We start from the raw sequence: 18,498 nt of genomic DNA, 5'->3' as shown, positions 1-18,498 counted from the left end.
CGGGGGGAGCGGCACTTTACCGGGTGGTGGGCATGCAGGCAATTCGGCTGGGGATTCCGATCGTACCCACGCTCTGCGTGGGAATGCCGCCAGGGACGCTCCGCGTTCCGCTTCTGAATGTGACGCGGAGCGTCACGGGATGCATTCCCACGCGGAGCGTGGGAATGATCGGTGGGAATAAAAAAACCCGCACCTCTTTCAAGGCACGGGCTCTTTGATTACTTCAGTCGATCAACGCTCAAGCAGGATCCGCAGCATGCGACGCAGCGGCTCGGCCGCGCCCCACAACAGTTGGTCGCCGACGGTGAACGCGCCGACGTACTGCGTGCCCATGTTCAGCTTGCGCAGACGGCCAACCGGTACGTTCAGGGTGCCGGTGACTTTCGTCGGGCTCAGTTCCTGAATGCTGGCTTCGCGATTGTTCGGCACCAGCTTGACCCAAGGGTTGTGCTGGCTGATCAGCCCTTCGATGTCGGCAATCGGCACGTCTTTGTTCAGCTTGATGGTCAGCGCCTGGCTGTGGCAGCGCATGGCGCCGATGCGCACGCAGATGCCATCGACCGGGATCGGGCTCTTGAAGCGACCGAGGATCTTGTTGGTCTCGGCCTGGGCCTTCCACTCTTCGCGGCTCTGACCGTTCGGCAGTTCCTTGTCGATCCACGGGATCAGGCTGCCGGCCAGCGGAACGCCGAAGTTTTCGGTCGGGTACGCGTCGCTGCGCATGGCTTCGGCCACACGGCGGTCGATGTCGAGGATGGCGCTGGCCGGGTCGGCCAGTTGATCGGCGACAGCGGCGTGGGTCGCGCCCATTTGCTTGATCAGTTCACGCATGTTCTGCGCGCCGGCACCGGAGGCCGCCTGATAAGTCATGGCGCTCATCCACTCGACCAGACCGGCTTCAAACAGACCGCCCAGGCCCATCAGCATCAGGCTGACGGTGCAGTTGCCGCCGATGTAGTTCTTGGTGCCCGCGTCGAGCTGCTGGTCGATGACCTTGCGGTTCACCGGGTCGAGCACGATCACCGCGTCATCCTGCATGCGCAGGCTGGAAGCGGCGTCGATCCAGTAACCCTGCCAACCGGCTTCGCGCAGTTTCGGGAACACTTCGCTGGTGTAGTCGCCACCCTGGCAGGTCAGAATCACGTCGAGGGTTTTCAGCTCTTCAATGCTGTAAGCGTCCTTGAGCGGAGCAATGTCCTTGCCCACGGACGGGCCTTGGCCACCGACATTGGAAGTGGTGAAAAACACCGGCTCAATAAGATCGAAATCCTGCTCTTCCAGCATCCGCTGCATGAGCACGGAACCGACCATACCGCGCCAACCGATCAGACCTACACGTTTCATCGCAACTACACCTTCTTTAAAAAGTGGGCCGCTGCTTTCATGGGTGAAAGTGGCAGCGGGCCCGAGAGATTACAGATTCCGCAGCGCGGCGACTACTGCGTCGCCCATTTCCTGCGTACCGACTTTAGTGCAACCGGCCGACCAGATGTCGCCCGTGCGCAGGCCCTGGTCCAACACCAGACTGACGGCCTTCTCGATCGCATCGGCCGCATCCTGCAGGTTGAAGCTGTAACGCAGCATCATCGACACCGACAAAATGGTCGCCAACGGGTTGGCAATGCCCTTGCCAGCGATGTCCGGCGCCGAACCGTGGCACGGTTCGTACATGCCCTTGTTGTGGGTATCCAGGGAGGCCGACGGCAGCATGCCGATGGAACCGGTGAGCATTGAGGCCTGGTCAGACAGAATGTCGCCGAACAGGTTGTCGGTGACGATCACGTCAAATTGCTTCGGTGCGCGCACCAGCTGCATGGCGGCGTTGTCGACGTACATGTGGCTCAGTTCGACTTCAGGGTAATCCTTGGCCACTTGCTCGACGATTTCACGCCACAGCTGACTGGACGCCAGTACGTTGGCCTTGTCCACCGAGCACAGCTTCTTGCCGCGCACCATGGCCATGTCGAAACCGACACGGGCGATGCGGCGGATTTCGCTTTCGCTGTACGGCAGGGTGTCGTAAGCCTGGCGCTCGCCGTTTTCCAGAGTGCGGGTGCCGCGTGGCGCGCCGAAGTAGATGCCGCCGGTCAGTTCACGGACGATCAGGATGTCCAGGCCCGAAACGATTTCCGGCTTCAGGCTCGACGCCTCGGCCAGTTGCGGATAGAGGATCGCCGGGCGCAGGTTGCCGAACAGGCCCAGTTGCGCACGGATTTTCAGCAGGCCGCGCTCAGGGCGGATGTCACGCTCGATGGTGTCCCATTTCGGGCCACCCACGGCGCCCAGCAGCACCGCGTCGGCGGCGCGGGCACGCTCCAGGGTTTCGTCGGCCAATGGCACGCCGTGCTTGTCGATGGCCGCGCCGCCAATCACGTCGTGGCTCAGCTCGAAGCCCAGGCTGTACTTGTCGTTTGCCAGCTCCAGCACCTTGACCGCTTCGGCCATGATTTCCGGGCCAATACCGTCGCCTGGGAGAATCAGAATCTGCTTGCTCATGCTTTCCTCATATCATCAGTCGGCGCGCCCAGGGGCGCACCCGGAAAAATTCTATCGTCCGGAGCCTATCGTTCTGCAATCAGCACCAGCACATCTGTACTGAACGAACCATCGGCCTCAATCTCAAAATATTCGCGTACTTCATTGCCCATCGACTGCTGCAACTCGCGGATCGCTGCGCGCATCACTTCTGGCGTGCGCATGCGCTCGACCCAGGAGGTGTACTCCAGCCGCAACCGTTGACGCGTGGCGCTACGGGTGTACAACCCCGCTTCACTGACCTGGCGCAACCACTCGCCGGCGGAATAATCGCGCACATGGCTGGTGTCGCGCAGCACTTCGACGCTTTGCAGGTAAGTGTCAAACAACGGACTGCCCGGTGACAACACGTCGATGAACGCCGCCACCCCACCCGGTTTCAGCACCCGGCGCACTTCGCGCAGGGCCAGGCCGAGGTCGCTCCAGTGGTGCGCCGAGTAACGACTGAAGACGAAGTCGAACTCACCATCGGCGAACGGCAGGCGTTCAGCGGCACCGTTGACCGTGGTCACATTGCTCAAACCTCGGTCGACGGCGGCTGCGGCGACCACATCAAGCATCTGTTGGGACAGGTCGTAGGCCACCACTTCCTTGACCAGCGAAGCCACGTGAAAACTGACGTGACCGGCGCCGCAACCCAGATCGAGTACCCGTGCATCGCCCTGCCCGGCCAGCTCGGCCTGTAGCAGCGCGAATTCGGTGCCTTGAGCGTGTACGGCACTGCTCAGGTAGGCCGCGGCCTGTTCACCGAATTGCTTTTGGACGACCTGGCTGTGCTGGGCGGTGCGGGTCATGGGGGACTTCCTTTTGGGGTTTAGCCTTGTGTTGTCTGGGCGGGCCTCTTCGCGGGCAAGCCTCGCTCCTACAGGGAGACGTATTTCAGCCGTAGGAGCGAGGCTTGCCCGCGAAGGCGTCATCACGCCTTACGCAAACTTACGCGTCGCGAAACAACCAAGGCTGGCTCGCCCGGTGCTTGGCTTCAAACGTCGCAATCGCCTCATGGTCCATCAACGTCAGGCCAATATCGTCCAAGCCGTTGAGCAGGCAGTGCTTACGGAAGGCGTCGATTTCAAAGCTCAACACCTTGCCATCCGGACGGGTCACGGTCTGCGCATCCAGATCGACCTGCAACTGATAACCCGGCGTCGCTTCAACCTGCTGAAACAGCTCATCCACTTCAGCGTCGCTCAAGATGATCGGCAGCAAGCCGTTCTTGAAGCTGTTGTTGAAGAAGATGTCGGCGTAGCTCGGCGCGATGATGCTGCGGAAACCGTATTCTTCCAGGGCCCACGGCGCGTGTTCACGGCTGGAGCCGCAACCGAAGTTCTCACGGGCCAGCAAGACGCTGGCGCCTTGATAACGCTCGGCGTTGAGCACGAAGTCCTTGTTCAGCGGGCGTTTGGAGTTGTCCTGATACGGCTGCCCGACATCCAGGTAGCGCCACTCATCGAACAGGTTCGGGCCGAAACCCGTGCGCTTGATCGACTTCAAGAACTGCTTCGGGATGATCTGGTCGGTGTCGACGTTGGCACGATCCAAAGGCGCGACAAGACCAGTGTGCTGGGTAAAAGCTTTCATGCTGCGCTCCTTAGATCAATTCACGGACGTCGACGAAACGACCGTTCACAGCGGCGGCGGCGGCCATGGCCGGGCTCACGAGGTGGGTACGGCCACCGGCGCCCTGACGGCCTTCGAAGTTGCGGTTGGAGGTCGAGGCGCAATGCTCGCCCGACTCCAAACGGTCCGGGTTCATCGCCAGGCACATCGAGCAGCCCGGTTCACGCCATTCGAAACCGGCGTCGAGGAAAATCTTGTCCAGGCCTTCCGATTCAGCCTGGGCCTTCACCAGACCCGAGCCCGGCACCACAATGGCCTGCTTGATGGTCGAAGCCACTTTGCGGCCCTTGGCGATCACGGCGGCAGCACGCAAATCTTCGATCCGCGAGTTGGTGCAGGAACCGATGAACACGCGGTCCAGCTGGATATCGGTGATCGCCTGATTGGCGGTCAAACCCATGTATTTCAAGGCTCGCTCGATGGAACCGCGTTTGACCAGGTCCATTTCCTTCGCAGGGTCCGGCACGTTCTGATCCACGGCCAACACCATCTCAGGCGAAGTGCCCCAGCTGACTTGTGGCTTGATCTGAGTGGCATCGAGCTCGACGACGGTGTCGAATTTGGCATCCGCGTCGGAGACCAGGTCTTTCCAGGTCTCGACGGCCAAGTCCCATTCCGCGCCTTTCGGAGCGAATGGACGGCCCTTCACGTAGGCCACGGTTTTTTCGTCAGCGGCCACCAGGCCTACGCGAGCGCCGGCCTCGATGGACATGTTGCAAATGGTCATGCGGCCTTCGACCGACAGATCACGAATCGCGCTGCCGGCGAACTCGATGGCATGGCCGTTACCGCCGGCCGTGCCGATCTTGCCGATCACGGCCAGGACGATGTCCTTGGCAGTCACGCCGAACGGCAATTTGCCTTCGACCGACACCCGCATATTCTTCATCTTTTTGGCGACCAGGCACTGGGTGGCGAGAACGTGCTCGACCTCAGAGGTGCCGATACCGTGAGCCAGCGCACCAAACGCGCCGTGTGTCGAAGTGTGGGAATCGCCGCAGACCACGGTCATGCCCGGCAGGGTGGCGCCCTGCTCAGGGCCGATGACGTGGACGATGCCTTGGCGCACGTCGTTCATCTTGAACTCGACGATGCCGTATTCATCACAGTTGTCGTCGAGGGTCTGAACCTGCAAACGCGAGACCTGGTCGGCAATGGCTTCGATGCCGCCCTTGCGCTCCGGGGTAGTCGGTACGTTGTGGTCCGGGGTCGCGATGTTGGCATCGATGCGCCAAGGCTTGCGCCCGGCCAGACGCAGGCCTTCAAAGGCTTGCGGCGACGTCACTTCGTGAATGATGTGACGATCGATGTAAATCAGCGCGGAGCCATCGTCGCGCTGTTTGACCAAGTGCGAATCCCAGAGCTTGTCGTAGAGCGTTTTGCCGGCCATCAGACGGTTTCCTCATCAGCTTGTTTCTATGCCCCGGGCCGTTTGTATAACCCTTTGGCTTGTGAGGTCGATCCTAGGGGGTTACATTAAATAACTCAAATTCATATTTTTCATGCTTTGGATAACCAACTGGAATACAGCAATGGACCTGGCCAACCTCAATGCTTTCATCGCCATTGCCGAGACCGGAAGCTTCTCCGGGGCGGGTGAACGGTTGCACCTGACGCAACCGGCGATCAGCAAGCGCATCGCCGGGCTGGAACAGCAATTGAAGGTGCGGCTGTTCGATCGCCTGGGTCGTGAAGTCGGCCTGACCGAGGCCGGTCGCGCCCTGTTGCCTCGGGCTTATCAGATACTCAATGTGCTGGATGACACCCGCCGCGCCTTGACCAACCTGACCGGCGAAGTGACCGGGCGCCTGACGCTGGCCACCAGTCACCACATTGGCCTGCACCGTTTACCGCCCTTATTAAGGGAGTTCACCCGACGCTACCCACAAGTGGCGCTGGATATTCAGTTCCTCGATTCGGAAGTGGCCTACGAAGAAATCCTCCATGGCCGCGCGGAACTGGCGGTGATCACTCTCGCTCCGGAACCTCACACCTTGGTCAAAGCCACGCCGGTGTGGGACGACCCGCTGGATTTCGTGGTCGCCCCGGAGCATTCGCTGATCAACAACGGCCCGGTCAGCCTGGCGGACATTGCTCTGCATCCGGCAGTGTTTCCCGGCGGCAACACCTTTACTCATCACATCGTTCAGCGCCTGTTCGAGGCTCAGGGATTGACGCCGAACATCGCCATGAGCACGAATTATCTGGAAACCATCAAGATGATGGTCTCCATCGGCCTGGCCTGGAGCGTTTTGCCGCGAACGATGCTCGACGATCAAGTTGCGCGAATACCCTTGCCGGGCATACAACTGACTCGCCAGCTAGGCTATATCCTGCACACCGATCGGACGTTGTCGAATGCGGCACGAGCCTTCATGGCCTTGCTGGATGCGCAAATCGATCTGCCAGGGACTCTCGGCTAAGCTGTGCTACTTCTATAGAGCCTCGAGTCACTGAACCTGACACCTCACTCAGCCAAGGCTTGCCAATGCCGAAATCTGTTGACCGTATTCCGCCGATGCCACGTATACAGGCGCTTGACCCGAAACGGTCCGAGCAGAGCTGGGAAAGCGCGCCGCAGTTGCTGGCGGCCCTTAACGGCGCGCGTCTGGGCGCCTGGTATTGGGACATCGAGCGCGGGCAGATCAGCTGGTCGCGGGGCACCCAGGCGTTGTTCGGCTTCGATCCCCGGCAACCGTTGCCGGCCGATCTGGAATACCTCGACTTGCTGCCCCAGGAGGATCGGGCCAAAACCATCCGCGCCTTTCATGCCGTGATTGCCGGCGCCCCGCTGGAACAGGCAATGCACCACCGCATCCGCTGGCCCGACGGCAGCCTTCACTGGCTGGAGATCAACGGCAGCCTGCTGCCGGACAAACACGGCCGGCCACGGATGATTGGGGTCATTCGCGAAATCACCCACCAGCGCCAGCGCGAACAGGCGCTGAGCAGCTCGGAAAAACGCTTTGCCACGCTGTTTCACCTGTGCCCGAACATGGTGCTGCTGACCCGCCAGGAAGATGGCCTGATTACCGAAGCCAACCAGTATTTCGAAAGCCTGTTCGGCTGGCCGGTGCAGGACGCGATTGGCCGAACCACGGTGGAACTGGGCCTCTGGGTGCACCCGGAACAACGGGACCTGCTGGTCAAGGCGACCAAGGCCAAGGGCGAACTGATCAGCATGGAGGTGCAGTTTCGCGCCAGCAATGGCCAGATCCACGACGGCATCCTCAGCGCACAAAAGGTCGAACTCGAAGGCCAGCCGTACTTGCTGAGCACTTTCCTCGACACCACGGAACGCAAAGCCGCCGAACACGCGCTGAAAGACAGTCAGGAACGCCTCGACCTGGCGCTGGATTCGGCGCAACTCGGCACCTGGGACTGGCACATTCCCAGCGGCATGCTTTATGGCTCGGCGCGGGCCGCGCAGTTGCACGGGCTGGAGGCCATACCCTTCCATGAGTCCTTCGACGCGTTTTTCGAAGGTGTGCCCAACGAAGAGCGCGGCAGCATGCGCGACGCTTACCGCAGCCTGCGCGAAGGGCCGGCCGGCAATTATCAACTGACCTATCGCGTGCAGCTATCGGACGGCAGTTCACGCTACCTGGAAAGCCGCGCCCGCCTCTACCGCGATGAAAACGGCACCCCGCTGCGCATGGCCGGCACCTTGCTGGACATCACCGATCAAGTGGAACGCGAACAACGGCTGGTGGCCTCCGAAGAGAAATTCGCCACGCTGTTCCAGGTCAGTCCTGACCCGATTTGCGTCACGCGCCAGGACACTGGCCAGTTCATCGAGATCAACTCCAGCTTTACCCAGACGTTTGGCTGGAGCGCCACTGATGTGATTGGCCGCAGCGCGGACGAGATTGGTCTGTGGGATGCGTCGGCGAAAAGCCTGCAACGGATCGAACAAGTCATCCGCGAACAGGGACTGAACAATGTCGCGATCGTCGCCCAGCACAAAGACGGGCAGCCCCTGACCTGCGTGATTTCGAGCCGGCAGATCAGCGTCGGCGACCAGCCGTGCATCGTCACGACCCTGCGCGACATCACCCAGCAGCAACGCTCCGAAGCGGCACTGAAGGCCAGCGAAGAGAAGTTTGCCAAGGCGTTCCACTCAAGCCCCGATGCGATCACCATCACCGAGCGCGACACCGGGCGCTACCTGGAGGTCAACGATGGCTTCTGCCGCCTGACCGGCTACCGCGCCGACGAAGTGGTCGGCCGCACGGTGTACCAGGTCGGCATCTGGGCTGAAGAAAAACAACGCTCGGCGCTGCTGGCCGAGCTGCAGCTCAAGGGTCGGGTGCACCATCAGGAAATGCTCGGCCGCAATAAACGCGGCGAACTGCTGACCGTCGAAGTCTCGGTGGAGCCGATCACCCTCAACGAGACCGCATGCCTGCTGCTGACCGCCCGGGACGTCAGCCTGCTGAAAAATGCCGAAGCGCAGATCCGCCATCTGGCCTACCACGACCCGCTGACCAACCTGCCGAACCGCGCGCTGTTGATGGATCGCCTGAGCCAGCAGATCGCGCTGCTCAAGCGCCATAACCTGCGCGGTGCGCTGCTGTTCCTCGACCTGGATCACTTCAAGCACATCAACGATTCCCTCGGTCACCCGGTGGGCGACACGGTGCTGAAAATCATCACGGCCCGCCTTGAAGCCAGCGTGCGCATGGAGGACACCGTCGCGCGCCTGGGTGGCGACGAATTTGTGGTGCTGCTCAGCGGCCTCGAGGGCTCGCGTAACGAAGTCAGCGCCCAGGTCCGGGACTTGGCCGACACCTTGCGCGAACTGTTGTCGGAGCCGATGTTCCTCGACGGCCAGCGCCTGCAAGTGACGCCGAGCATCGGCATCGCGCTGATTCCCGACCACGGTTCGACCCCGACCGACCTGCTCAAACGCGCCGACATCGCGCTTTACCGCGCCAAGGACTCGGGCCGCAATACCGCGCAGATGTATCACAACACCATGCAGAAGGCCGCCAGCGAACGCCTGCGCATGGAAACCGACCTGCGCCTGGCTCTTTCCCGGGGCGAGTTTCATGTGCATTACCAACCCCAGGTCGACGCCCGAGGCAACCGCATTGTCGGTGCCGAAGCACTGGTGCGCTGGGACCACCCGGAACTCGGCCCGCAATCGCCCAACGAGTTCATCAAGGTGCTGGAGGACAGCGGGCTGATTCTGGAAGTCGGCACCTGGATCATCGACGAAGCCTGCGAGGCCTTCAAAAAGCTTGTTGCCAAAGGCCTGGTGAACCCGCTCAGCTTCAGCCTGTGCGTGAACATCAGCCCGAGGCAATTTCGTCAAAACGACTTCGTCGAACGCATCGAACACAGCCTCGGCAGTCACGGCCTGCCCTGCTCGCTGCTGAAACTGGAAATAACCGAAGGTATCGTCATCCAGAACCTGGAAGACACCATCAACAAAATGCGCCGCCTGAAAAAACTCGGCGTGAGCTTTGCGATGGATGACTTCGGCACCGGCTACTCCTCGCTGACCTACCTCAAGCGCCTGCCGGTCGACACGCTGAAAATCGACCAGTCGTTCATCCGCGACGCCACCACTGACCCCAACGACGCCGAAATCATCCGCGCCATCGTGGCCATGGCCCGTAGCCTGGAACTGAAAGTGATCGCCGAAGGGGTGGAAACGCCGGAGCAGCTGGAGTTTTTACAGGGGCTGGGGTGCCATTTTTATCAGGGGTATTTGCACAGTCGGCCGCTGCCGGTGGAGGAGTTTCAGAAACTCCTGAAATAACGCGCCTTCCTGTAGCAGCTGCCGAGCAGCGCCCTGTGGCGAGGGGGCTTGCCCCCGTTGGGTTGCGAAGCAGCCCCAAACTCCTGAGTGATTCCGAAATATTGCCAGTGTCCGAAATATTGCCAGTGCTGCGCACTGGAACGGGGGCAAGCCCCCTCGCCACAGGGCGCTGCTCGGCAGCTGCTACGCATCGTGCGGAAGATTGGAGATTGCTTAAAAAAAGGGCGCCAAATGGCGCCCTTCCCATTGCTCTGACTGGTTATTGCAGAGCGGGTTTTTGCGTCCCGTTGATCGGGATGCGTTTGGCTTTCGCCTCTTCCGGCACGATGCGTAGCAGGTCGATACTCAACAGACCGTTACGCAGGTCAGCGGCCTTGATCTCAATGTGATCGGCCAGGCGGAACGACAGCTTGAACGCACGCTGGGCGATGCCTTGATGCAGGAAGGTCACGCCTTCGGTCGCGTCGCGTTTGCCGCCACTGATGGTCAACACACCCTTCTCGACTTGCAGGTCCAGGTCTTCTTCCTGGAAACCGGCCGCAGCCACGACGATGCGGTATTGATCGTCGCCGTGTTTTTCAACGTTGTAGGGTGGGTAGGTGCTGCCTGGCTCGTTGCGCAGGGCGGTTTCGAACAGGTCGTTGAAACGGTCGAAGCCAACCGAGGAACGGAACAGTGGGGCCAGGGAAAATGCAGTAGTCATGGTTCAAATCTCCTGAAAACAATCAGCAAGGTTTTTTATCTCCGCGACCCGAATTCGGCATCGCGTAATCCCTAGATAGGGATCGCCGATTGCATTTCAAGAGATTATTTTCAGATTTTTTCTCAGGCCGCTTCCGACACCTGCAATCCCAGCAATCGGGAAACCTGATCCAGTTCGGTCTCTCGACGCAACACGGTAAATAGCTCCACCGCCTCAGGATAATTGCGGGTCAGCATCGCCAGCCATTGCTTCAAACGGCCCGGCGATTGGCGTGCTGTCATCTGCGCCTTGGCTTGCAGCCAGAAGTCCTGAATCAGTGGCAGCAACTCGGCCCACGTCATCTCGACCACTGCTTCACCGGCCCGTGCCGCTGCGATTTGCCGGGCCAGGTCCGGACGCGACACCAGGCCGCGACCGAGCATGATGTCCTCCACGCCGCTGATTTCACGGCAACGGTGCCAATCTTCAACGCTCCAGATGTCACCATTGGCAAACACCGGAACCTTGACCACTTCCTGCACGCGGGGGATCCATTCCCAGTGAGCAGGCGGCTTGTAACCGTCGGTTTTGGTCCGCGCATGAACCACGATATGCGCCGCGCCGCCTTCGGCCAAGGCCGTTGCGCACACCAGCGAACCGTCGGGGCTGTCGAAACCCAGACGCATTTTTGCCGTGACCGGAATGTGCGCCGGCACAGCGCGGCGGACGTGTTCAACGATTTCGTTGAGCAGTTCAGGCTCTTTAAGCAGGACGGCGCCGCCACGGGACTTGTTGACGGTCTTGGCCGGGCAGCCGAAGTTCAGGTCGATGACCTCGGAACCCAGCTCGCAGGCCAGCGCGGCGTTTTCAGCCAGGCACACCGGATCTGAACCGAGCAACTGCACGCGCAGTGGCACACCGGACGCGGTGCGGGCGCCGGTCAACAATTCCGGCCCGAACTTGTGGTAATAGGCAGGCGTGAGCAGTTGATCGTTGATCCGAATGAACTCGGTCACACACCAATCGATACCGCCCACACGGGTCAGCACGTCCCGCAGGATGTTGTCGACCAACCCCTCCATGGGCGCCAAAGCAATTTGCATGAAAAACACACTCGACGAAAAACGTGCGGCAGTTTACTGGTTTCGGCGGCTAGAAGGTATTTCGTCAGGCCGGACGGTGTTGATTGTGCGGACGCATTCGCGGGCAAGCCTCGCTCCCACAGGTTATGCGTCGTTCACATAATGGGTGAACGACGCATAACCTGTGGGAGCGAGGCTTGCCCGCGAAGGGATCGCTTAGATCGCGATTTGCAATGCCGGCCCGTAACCTTCGATAAATTCGGCAGGCATGCGCTTGGGCTTGCCGGTGGACAGTTCGATGCAGACGAAGGTGGTTTGTGCGCGCAGCAACGTGGTGTTGTCGCTGGGTCGCTTCAACTGGAAGTGGCGGGTCATTTTCAGGCGCTGATCCCAATCGACAATCCAGGTTGCCAATTGCAATCCATCGCCCTCATAGGCGGCGGCCAGGTAATCGATCTCGTGCCGCACCACCGCCATCGCCCGATCCAGCCGACGATATTCGACCAGGTCCAGGCCCAGCCGCTGCGAGTGGCGCCAGGCGCAGCGTTCAAGCCAGGTCACGTATACCGCGTTGTTCGCGTGCCCCAGCCCGTCGATGTCCTCGGCGCCGACTTCCAGATCAATGATAAATGGCGTTGCCCGATCCCAGCCCATGCCCCACTCCCGGTCAGATGATTTCGACCGGGGCAGTGTAACGGATGCTTAGGCCGATTGGCGCGATTGCAGACTGCGACCGGCCAGCAGTGATAACACGCCATCAATCACCCGAGGATCGGCCAGCACGCGTTGATGCCCGCCCTCCTCCAGGCGTAACAGCCGGCTGTCGAACCAGGCCTCGTTGATCAGCTGCGATTCCTTGACCGGAACAAAGCAATCATCTTCGGCGTGGACGATCAGCCCAGGCATGTCGAGCTGATAGTGCGCAACATCCAGCGTTGCAGCGCGCATGCCGACGTCTCTCTCGACCTGGCGAATAAACGCCGAACGCGCTTTGGGCGGCAGCCGCACATACCGGGCGAAACCGCGCAGCACGCCGAGAATCCGCGCCGGTGCGGCGATGGTGACCAGGGTTTCGGTGCGCAAGCCCAGCTGCACGGCGAGCATCGCACTGGCGCCGCCCATGGAGTGGCCAATGACGGCTTGCAGCGGCGGCAACTCGGCGGCCGCTTCGAGCATGGCCCGAGCAAACAGCACGACATTCGCTTCGCTGCCCGGTGAGCGACCATGCGCCGGACCGTCCAGCGCTACGACGGTGTAGCCGGCATCGACCAGCGCCGTGATGAGACTCGCAAACTGCGTCGGCCGCCCTTCCCAACCGTGCATCAGCAACACGGCCGGACCTTGCCCCCAGCGCAGCGCCGAGAGGCCGAAGCGCAAGGTGATCCGTTCGGATTTCGCCAGCAGCGGCAATTCCCAGTCACGCGGTGGCAGCTCTCGCGGCGTCATGAACGCCAGTCGCATTTTGCTCGCGACCAGTTTCGGTGCGAACCAGCCCAAGGTGCCATTAACGCCACGAACCCACTTCAACGTGCTCATCGCTCTCACTCCTCAGGCCAATGCCTTCAGGTCATAGCACCGCCGACTTGGCGGCGCGCAGCAATCGATCGGACAACTCTCCTGGCCCCAGCGCCCGTGCCAGAGCCAGACCACCGACCATCAAGGCCATGTCGGCCAAGGCTTTGTCGGTGTCTTCCGGGCTGGCCGCCAACTGCGCGACCATCATTTCCACATGCTCATTCAACGCCACGCGAAACGCGTCCGGCAGGCGACCCAGCTCACCGACAGACGCCGGGATCGGGCACGCTGAATCAGAGGAATCACGGTGTTTGCGTGACAGGTAAAACGCAGCCACCAACGCGCGACGCTCTTCGCCGGTCAACTCGGCGTCCATGTCGGCGATCAAGCCACGGCGGTGACCGAGCAGTTGCTTGAACGCTTCCAGCATCATGGCGTCCTTGCTTTCGAAGTGCGCATAGAAGCCACCAACCGTGAGGCCGGCTGCGCCCATCACTTCGCCCACGCTCGGTTCGGCCGGGCCGCGCTGAATCAGCGCTGCGCTGGCGGCCTTGAGAATGCGTTCGCGGGTTTGAGCTTTTTTATCGTTCATCGTTGCCTCCGAATATTACGACTAGAATATTATTCTCATAATAATTTTCCGCAAGTCGTGGATGTGACCGCTGGTCTGAAGAACAGTTTGAAAGAAATGGGGGATTTGGCCAAACGCCAGACAAACAAAAGGGCCATTCAATAATTGAATGACCCTTATAAAATCCCGCAGAGCGGGTAATCGTGGCGTCCCCTAGGGGACTCGAACCCCTGTTACCGCCGTGAAAGGGCGGTGTCCTAGGCCACTAGACGAAGGGGACGCAAAACCTTCTATACAACTGATCAGTGCTGAGATCTGATCGATTCAAGGCCGGTGTGGCCAGACCTTGAACTGTAAAATTGGTGGAGCTAAGCGGGATCGAACCGCTGACCTCCTGCATGCCATGCAGGCGCTCTCCCAGCTGAGCTATAGCCCCGGATTTTTCGCCTCGCGGCGGAGCGACATCTTGCAACATCGCTTCTGTAAAACTGGCGTCCCCTAGGGGACTCGAACCCCTGTTACCGCCGTGAAAGGGCGGTGTCCTAGGCCACTAGACGAAGGGGACGCAAACCCTTCTATACAACAGATCAACGCTGAGTGTTGATCGCTTCAAGGCCGGTGTGGCCAGACCTTGAAGTGTAAATTGGTGGAGCTAGACGGGATCGAACCGTCGACCTCTTGCATGCCATGCAAGCGCTCTCCCAGCTGAGCTATAGCCCCTCATCGCTGAGGACGGGGCGAATCTTAATGGCGCTTCGGAAAGGTGTCAAACTTATTTTTAACAATTTCCAAAATTTTTTGTCGCCATAACAATCACTTACCGCCCTCGCCCGTAAATCCGGGGTGTGACCCGTCCCTGTAGCAGCTGCCGCAGGCTGCGTTCGAGTGCGCAGCGCTCGCGATTCAGCCACCCTGCCCTTTCAGACAGATTGTGTTGCTGCCATAAGGGGCTGCTGCGCAGCCCAACGCAGCCTTCGGCAGCTGCTACAGGGGAATGGTGGGAATCAGGCGATGTTGCCCAAGAGTTTTTCCCACTCCTTGTTTTCCTTCTTCGACACGCCGCCCAGCAGGTCGATGGCCTGACGCAGACGGAAACGGGTCAGGTCCGGACCGAGGATTTCCATCGCATCCAGCACCGAAACCGAGCTGGCCTGGCCAGTGATCGCGGCGAACATCAGCGGCATGGCGTCACGCAGCTTCAACTCGAGAGATTCGACCACCGCCTGAATTGTTGCGGTGATGCTGTCCTTCTCCCACTGACGCAGGCTTTCCAGCTTCCACAGAATCAGTTGCATGAGCTGACGCACCTGGTCGCCCGAAAGCTTCTTCGATTCGAACAGCTTGGCATCCGGGTTCACGCCACCGGCAAAGAAGAAACCGGCCAGCGGTGCAACCTGGCTGAAGGTTTCGACCCGGCCCTGTACGTGTGGCGCGATCTTCATCATGTATTCAGGGTTCAAGGCCCAGGTTTTCAGGCGCGAAGCGAACTCTTCCACCGGCAAATCACGCAGCCATTGGCCGTTGAGCCACGACAGCTTTTCGATGTCGAAAATCGGCCCGCCGAGGGACACGCGGCTCAGGTCGAAGTTATCGACCATTTCCTGCAGCGAGAACTTCTCGCGCTCGTCCGGCATCGACCAGCCCATGCGACCGAGGTAGTTGAGCATCGCTTCCGGCATGAAGCCCATGCGCTCGTAGAACGTCACCGAGGTCGGGTTCTTGCGCTTGGACAGCTTGCTCTTGTCCGGGTTACGCAGCAGCGGCATGTAGCACAGCTCCGGTTGTTCCCAGCCGAAGTATTCATAAAGCAGGATCAGTTTCGGCGCCGATGGCAGCCACTCTTCACCACGCAGAACGTGGGTGATGCCCATCAAGTGATCATCGACCACGTTGGCCAGGAAGTACGTCGGCAGGCCGTCGGTCTTCATCAACACCTGCATGTCCATGCGATCCCACGGGATCTCGACGTCGCCACGCAGCATGTCCGGCACTACGCAAACGCCTTCGCTCGGCACTTTCATGCGAATCACGTGCGGCTCGCCAGCGGCCAGGCGGCGCGCGACTTCTTCTTTCGAAAGCAACAGCGCACGGCCGTCGTAACGCGGGGTTTCGCCACGGGCCATTTGCTCGGCGCGCATCTGGTCCAGCTCTTCGGCGGTGCAGAAGCACGGGAAGGCGTGGCCCATCTCGACCAGCTGCTGGCAGTACTTCTGATAGATGTCGCCGCGTTCGCTTTGACGATACGGACCGTGCGGGCCGCCAACGTCCGGACCTTCGCTCCAGTCGATGCCCAACCAGCGTAAGGCGTCGAAAATCTGCTGTTCGGACTCGCGGGTCGAGCGCAATTGGTCGGTGTCTTCGATCCGCAGGATGAACTCACCGCCATGCTGCTTGGCAAAGCAGTAGTTGAACAAAGCGATGTAAGCGGTACCTACGTGGGGGTCCCCGGTAGGCGATGGCGCGATGCGCGTGCGGACGGTGGTCATGGCAAGTCTCGAAATGAAGATAAAACAAAGGGCGAATGGTAACAGGCGATACCCGCCCGGCTCCAGTCAGCAGGGCATTTAAGCCAAGGTTGCGTCTACAACGGGCCTGAGCCGCGATGAATGATCGATTATCAACCGATGGCATTTACCCACTATCGACTGTATGCCAGATTCACCTGCTGATAACTTTCCTTACAATTTCTCGACTACAGTTTGCCCCATGCCTGCCCAACTCAAGCGTCGCCTGTTCATTTTCCTGCTAATCGTCCTGCTGATTGCCGGGGGCTTTTTTGCCCAATGGTTCTTCAAGGGACGGTTTTATGAAAGCACCGACAACGCCTATGTCCAGGGCGAGATCACCCGTGTCTCGAGCCAACTGGGCGCGCGCATCGATCAGGTGTTGGTGCAGGACAACCAGCACGTCGAGAAAGGCCAGTTGCTGATCAAGCTCGAAGGCGATGACTTCCACCTCGCCGTCGACCGCGCCAATGCCGCCCTCGCTACCCGACAAGCCGAACGTTTGCAGGCACAAAGCTAACTGACCCAGTAAGCCAGCCTGATCGCCGCCAGTGACGCGCAAGTGGCCTCCAGCCAGGCCAGCCTTGGGCGTTCGCAAATCGACTTGTCCCGCGCGCAAACCCTGCGCAAACCCGGTTACGTCTCGGAAGAACGGGTGACCACCCTCTCCGCCGACAACCACATCGCCCGCTCGCAAGTGACCAAGGCCCAGGCCGACGCACAAAGTCAGCGCCAGCAAGTGAACTCCCTGAGCGCCGAGATCAAGCGCCTCGACGCGATGATCGCCAATGCCAAAACCGACCTCGCCCAAGCCGAACTGAACCTGACCCGCAGCGAAATCCACGCACCCATCAGCGGCCTGACTGGCGTTCACCCTCACGCTTATCAAACTCCCGGAACACCACCGTGCCAAAGGCATGGCGATGTTTGCCATGACCGCGACGTTCGCACCCTCCATCGGCCCGACGCTGGGCGGCTGGCTGACGGAAAACTGGGGCTGGGAATACATTTTCTATATCAACATACCGCCGGGCCTGATCATGATCGCCGGTCTGATGTACGGCCTGGAGAAGAAAGAAGCCCATTGGGAATTGCTCAAAAGCACCGACTACACGGGCATCGTCACGCTGGGCGTCGGCCTCGGTTGTTTGCAGGTATTCCTGGAGGAAGGCCATCGCAAGGACTGGCTCGAGTCGAACCTGATCGTGACCCTGGGCAGCATTGCGCTGGTGAGCCTGATCACCTTTGTGATCGTGCAGTTTTCCAAGCCCAATCCGCTGATCAACCTCGGCATCCTGGGTAATCGCAACTTCGGTTTATCGAGTATTTCCAGCCTCGGGATGGGCGTCGGCTTGTACGGCTCGATCTTCCTGTTGCCGCTGTACCTGGCGCAGATCCAGAACTACAGCGCCCTGCAGATTGGCGAAGTGATCATGTGGATGGGCGTGCCGCAGCTGTTCCTGATTCCGCTGGTGCCGAAGCTGATGAAATACGTGTCGCCGAAATGGCTGTGCACGCTGGGGTTCGGGCTATTCGGGTTGGCGAGTTTTTCGTCGGGGGTGCTGAACCCGGACTTTGCCGGGCCGCAGTTCAATCAGATCCAGATTATCCGGGCGCTAGGCCAGCCGCTGATCATGGTGACCATCTCGCTGATCGCCACCGCGTACATCCTGCCCCAGGACGCAGGGTCGGCGTCGAGCCTGTTCAACATCCTGCGCAACCTCGGCGGCGCAATTGGCATCGCCCTCCTCGCCACGTTGCTGGATGCGCGGACCAAGACGTACTTTGATTATTTGCGGGAATCCATCGTGCCGAGCAACCCACAGGTGGCGGAGCGAATGGCGTCGCTGACGGACCGGTTTGGCAGTGAGACGGCGGCGCTGGGTAAGCTGAGCGAGATTGCGCATCAGCAGGCGTCAATCATGGCGTACAACGATGCGTTTCACTTTGTCGGGATTGCGCTGGGGATCAGCATGCTGGCGGTGTTGTTGACCAAGGCGTTGCCGGCTGGGCTCAAGGCTGGCGAGGCGCATTAACCACCGCCGATCATTCCCATGCTCCGCGTGGGAATGCAGCCCCGTACGCTCCGCGTCCGCTGTGACGCGGAGCGTCACTGGATTCATTCCCACACAGAGTGGTGTGCACCCCAAAAGTTGGACACGACCGATGGGGTGTTTCATGGGAAAGTACACGATTCAAGCGAAGCTATCAGCGGTACAGGATTA

13 protein-coding genes, 4 tRNA genes and 2 pseudogenes are annotated in these 18,498 nt (G+C 60.3%); 4 read left to right on the top strand and 15 right to left on the bottom strand.

Translation table 11 applies throughout. The features are described from left to right. Positions 1 to 231: 231 nt before the first annotated feature. From asd to leuC, 5 genes are all read right to left on the bottom strand, one after another. Positions 232 to 1,344: an aspartate-semialdehyde dehydrogenase gene (gene asd / locus ACIQV9_RS23860; RefSeq protein ID WP_054052925.1), complete on the bottom strand. Its 1,113-nt coding sequence runs from the start codon at positions 1,342 to 1,344 to the stop codon at positions 232 to 234. 69 nt (positions 1,345 to 1,413) lie between these two features. Continuing rightward, complete coding sequence (leuB, locus tag ACIQV9_RS23855) at positions 1,414 to 2,496, bottom strand: 3-isopropylmalate dehydrogenase (protein ID WP_403106719.1); 1,083 nt, start codon at positions 2,494 to 2,496, stop codon at positions 1,414 to 1,416. A gap of 65 nt (positions 2,497 to 2,561) precedes the next feature. After that, positions 2,562 to 3,329: a class I SAM-dependent methyltransferase gene (locus ACIQV9_RS23850; protein WP_403106716.1), complete on the bottom strand. Its 768-nt coding sequence runs from the start codon at positions 3,327 to 3,329 to the stop codon at positions 2,562 to 2,564. A gap of 139 nt (positions 3,330 to 3,468) precedes the next feature. Beyond that, the gene (gene leuD, locus ACIQV9_RS23845) at positions 3,469 to 4,113 is read right to left on the bottom strand and encodes a 3-isopropylmalate dehydratase small subunit (RefSeq protein WP_403106714.1); all 645 of its coding nucleotides are present in this window, start codon (positions 4,111 to 4,113) and stop codon (positions 3,469 to 3,471) included. Between the two features lie 10 nt (positions 4,114 to 4,123). After that, a complete protein-coding gene (gene leuC, locus ACIQV9_RS23840) occupies positions 4,124 to 5,542 on the bottom strand; it encodes a 3-isopropylmalate dehydratase large subunit (RefSeq protein ID WP_403106711.1) in 1,419 nt (472 codons plus the stop codon). Positions 5,543 to 5,684: 142 nt separating this feature from the next. Here leuC and ACIQV9_RS23835 point away from each other — a divergent pair, with 142 nt between their 5' ends. Further along, complete coding sequence (locus ACIQV9_RS23835) at positions 5,685 to 6,575, top strand: LysR family transcriptional regulator (protein WP_403106708.1); 891 nt, start codon at positions 5,685 to 5,687, stop codon at positions 6,573 to 6,575. 65 nt (positions 6,576 to 6,640) lie between these two features. Further along, entirely contained in the window at positions 6,641 to 9,919 is a 3,279-nt protein-coding gene (locus tag ACIQV9_RS23830; RefSeq protein WP_403106705.1) for a PAS domain S-box protein, read from the top strand. Positions 9,920 to 10,178: 259 nt separating this feature from the next. Here ACIQV9_RS23830 and ACIQV9_RS23825 read toward each other — a convergent pair whose 3' ends face one another. The 10 genes from ACIQV9_RS23825 to gltX all read right to left on the bottom strand — a co-directional run bounded on the left by ACIQV9_RS23825 (position 10,179) and on the right by gltX (position 16,255). After that, positions 10,179 to 10,622 carry an Hsp20 family protein gene (locus ACIQV9_RS23825; protein ID WP_131059532.1) on the bottom strand — a complete coding sequence of 148 codons (444 nt, stop codon included), beginning with the start codon at positions 10,620 to 10,622 and terminating at the stop codon, positions 10,179 to 10,181. Positions 10,623 to 10,744: 122 nt separating this feature from the next. Continuing rightward, entirely contained in the window at positions 10,745 to 11,704 is a 960-nt protein-coding gene (locus ACIQV9_RS23820) for a tRNA dihydrouridine synthase (protein ID WP_403106701.1), read from the bottom strand. A gap of 195 nt (positions 11,705 to 11,899) precedes the next feature. Beyond that, positions 11,900 to 12,337 (bottom strand): acyl-CoA thioesterase, encoded by a 438-nt coding sequence (locus tag ACIQV9_RS23815; RefSeq protein ID WP_403106699.1) that lies wholly within the window; start codon positions 12,335 to 12,337, stop codon positions 11,900 to 11,902. Between the two features lie 48 nt (positions 12,338 to 12,385). Then, entirely contained in the window at positions 12,386 to 13,219 is an 834-nt protein-coding gene (locus tag ACIQV9_RS23810) for an alpha/beta fold hydrolase (RefSeq protein WP_403106697.1), read from the bottom strand. 31 nt (positions 13,220 to 13,250) lie between these two features. Next, the gene (locus tag ACIQV9_RS23805; protein ID WP_008151286.1) at positions 13,251 to 13,790 is read right to left on the bottom strand and encodes a TetR/AcrR family transcriptional regulator; all 540 of its coding nucleotides are present in this window, start codon (positions 13,788 to 13,790) and stop codon (positions 13,251 to 13,253) included. 183 nt (positions 13,791 to 13,973) lie between these two features. Beyond that, positions 13,974 to 14,049: transfer RNA gene (locus ACIQV9_RS23800), tRNA-Glu, on the bottom strand. A gap of 80 nt (positions 14,050 to 14,129) precedes the next feature. Next, positions 14,130 to 14,205: transfer RNA gene (locus ACIQV9_RS23795), tRNA-Ala, on the bottom strand. Between the two features lie 53 nt (positions 14,206 to 14,258). Continuing rightward, positions 14,259 to 14,334, bottom strand: a tRNA-Glu gene (locus tag ACIQV9_RS23790). 79 nt (positions 14,335 to 14,413) lie between these two features. Continuing rightward, positions 14,414 to 14,489: transfer RNA gene (locus ACIQV9_RS23785), tRNA-Ala, on the bottom strand. A gap of 284 nt (positions 14,490 to 14,773) precedes the next feature. Then, positions 14,774 to 16,255 (bottom strand): glutamate--tRNA ligase, encoded by a 1,482-nt coding sequence (gltX, locus tag ACIQV9_RS23780; RefSeq protein WP_403106694.1) that lies wholly within the window; start codon positions 16,253 to 16,255, stop codon positions 14,774 to 14,776. 220 nt (positions 16,256 to 16,475) lie between these two features. Between gltX and ACIQV9_RS23775 the strand changes: the two are divergent. Continuing rightward, positions 16,476 to 17,141, top strand: a pseudogene (locus ACIQV9_RS23775) (HlyD family secretion protein); the annotation flags it as partial. Next, positions 17,137 to 18,309: pseudogene (locus ACIQV9_RS23770) on the top strand (DHA2 family efflux MFS transporter permease subunit); the annotation flags it as partial. The pseudogenes ACIQV9_RS23775 and ACIQV9_RS23770, both read left to right, overlap by 5 nt. Between the last annotated feature and the right edge of the window lie 189 nt (positions 18,310 to 18,498).

Origin of the sequence: Pseudomonas sp. NPDC099000, assembly GCF_044759925.1 — a bacterium.
In the GTDB taxonomy this organism is placed as follows: domain Bacteria; phylum Pseudomonadota; class Gammaproteobacteria; order Pseudomonadales; family Pseudomonadaceae; genus Aquipseudomonas.
The sequence above is the reverse complement of the archived record's forward strand: the minus strand, read 5'-3'. Positions and strand labels throughout refer to the sequence as shown.

Excerpts from the sequence above, each read along its gene's own strand:
- asd (WP_054052925.1), bottom strand. The coding sequence starts at position 1,344 with ATGAAACGTGTAGGTCTGATCGGTTGGCGCGGTATGGTCGGTTCCGTG.
- leuB (WP_403106719.1), bottom strand. The coding sequence starts at position 2,496 with ATGAGCAAGCAGATTCTGATTCTCCCAGGCGACGGTATTGGCCCGGAA.
- ACIQV9_RS23850 (WP_403106716.1), bottom strand. The coding sequence starts at position 3,329 with ATGACCCGCACCGCCCAGCACAGCCAGGTCGTCCAAAAGCAATTCGGT.
- leuD (WP_403106714.1), bottom strand. The coding sequence starts at position 4,113 with ATGAAAGCTTTTACCCAGCACACTGGTCTTGTCGCGCCTTTGGATCGT.
- leuC (WP_403106711.1), bottom strand. The coding sequence starts at position 5,542 with ATGGCCGGCAAAACGCTCTACGACAAGCTCTGGGATTCGCACTTGGTC.
- ACIQV9_RS23835 (WP_403106708.1), top strand. The coding sequence starts at position 5,685 with ATGGACCTGGCCAACCTCAATGCTTTCATCGCCATTGCCGAGACCGGA.
- ACIQV9_RS23830 (WP_403106705.1), top strand. The coding sequence starts at position 6,641 with ATGCCGAAATCTGTTGACCGTATTCCGCCGATGCCACGTATACAGGCG.
- ACIQV9_RS23825 (WP_131059532.1), bottom strand. The coding sequence starts at position 10,622 with ATGACTACTGCATTTTCCCTGGCCCCACTGTTCCGTTCCTCGGTTGGC.
- ACIQV9_RS23820 (WP_403106701.1), bottom strand. The coding sequence starts at position 11,704 with ATGCAAATTGCTTTGGCGCCCATGGAGGGGTTGGTCGACAACATCCTG.
- ACIQV9_RS23815 (WP_403106699.1), bottom strand. The coding sequence starts at position 12,337 with ATGGGCTGGGATCGGGCAACGCCATTTATCATTGATCTGGAAGTCGGC.
- ACIQV9_RS23810 (WP_403106697.1), bottom strand. The coding sequence starts at position 13,219 with ATGAGCACGTTGAAGTGGGTTCGTGGCGTTAATGGCACCTTGGGCTGG.
- ACIQV9_RS23805 (WP_008151286.1), bottom strand. The coding sequence starts at position 13,790 with ATGAACGATAAAAAAGCTCAAACCCGCGAACGCATTCTCAAGGCCGCC.
- gltX (WP_403106694.1), bottom strand. The coding sequence starts at position 16,255 with ATGACCACCGTCCGCACGCGCATCGCGCCATCGCCTACCGGGGACCCC.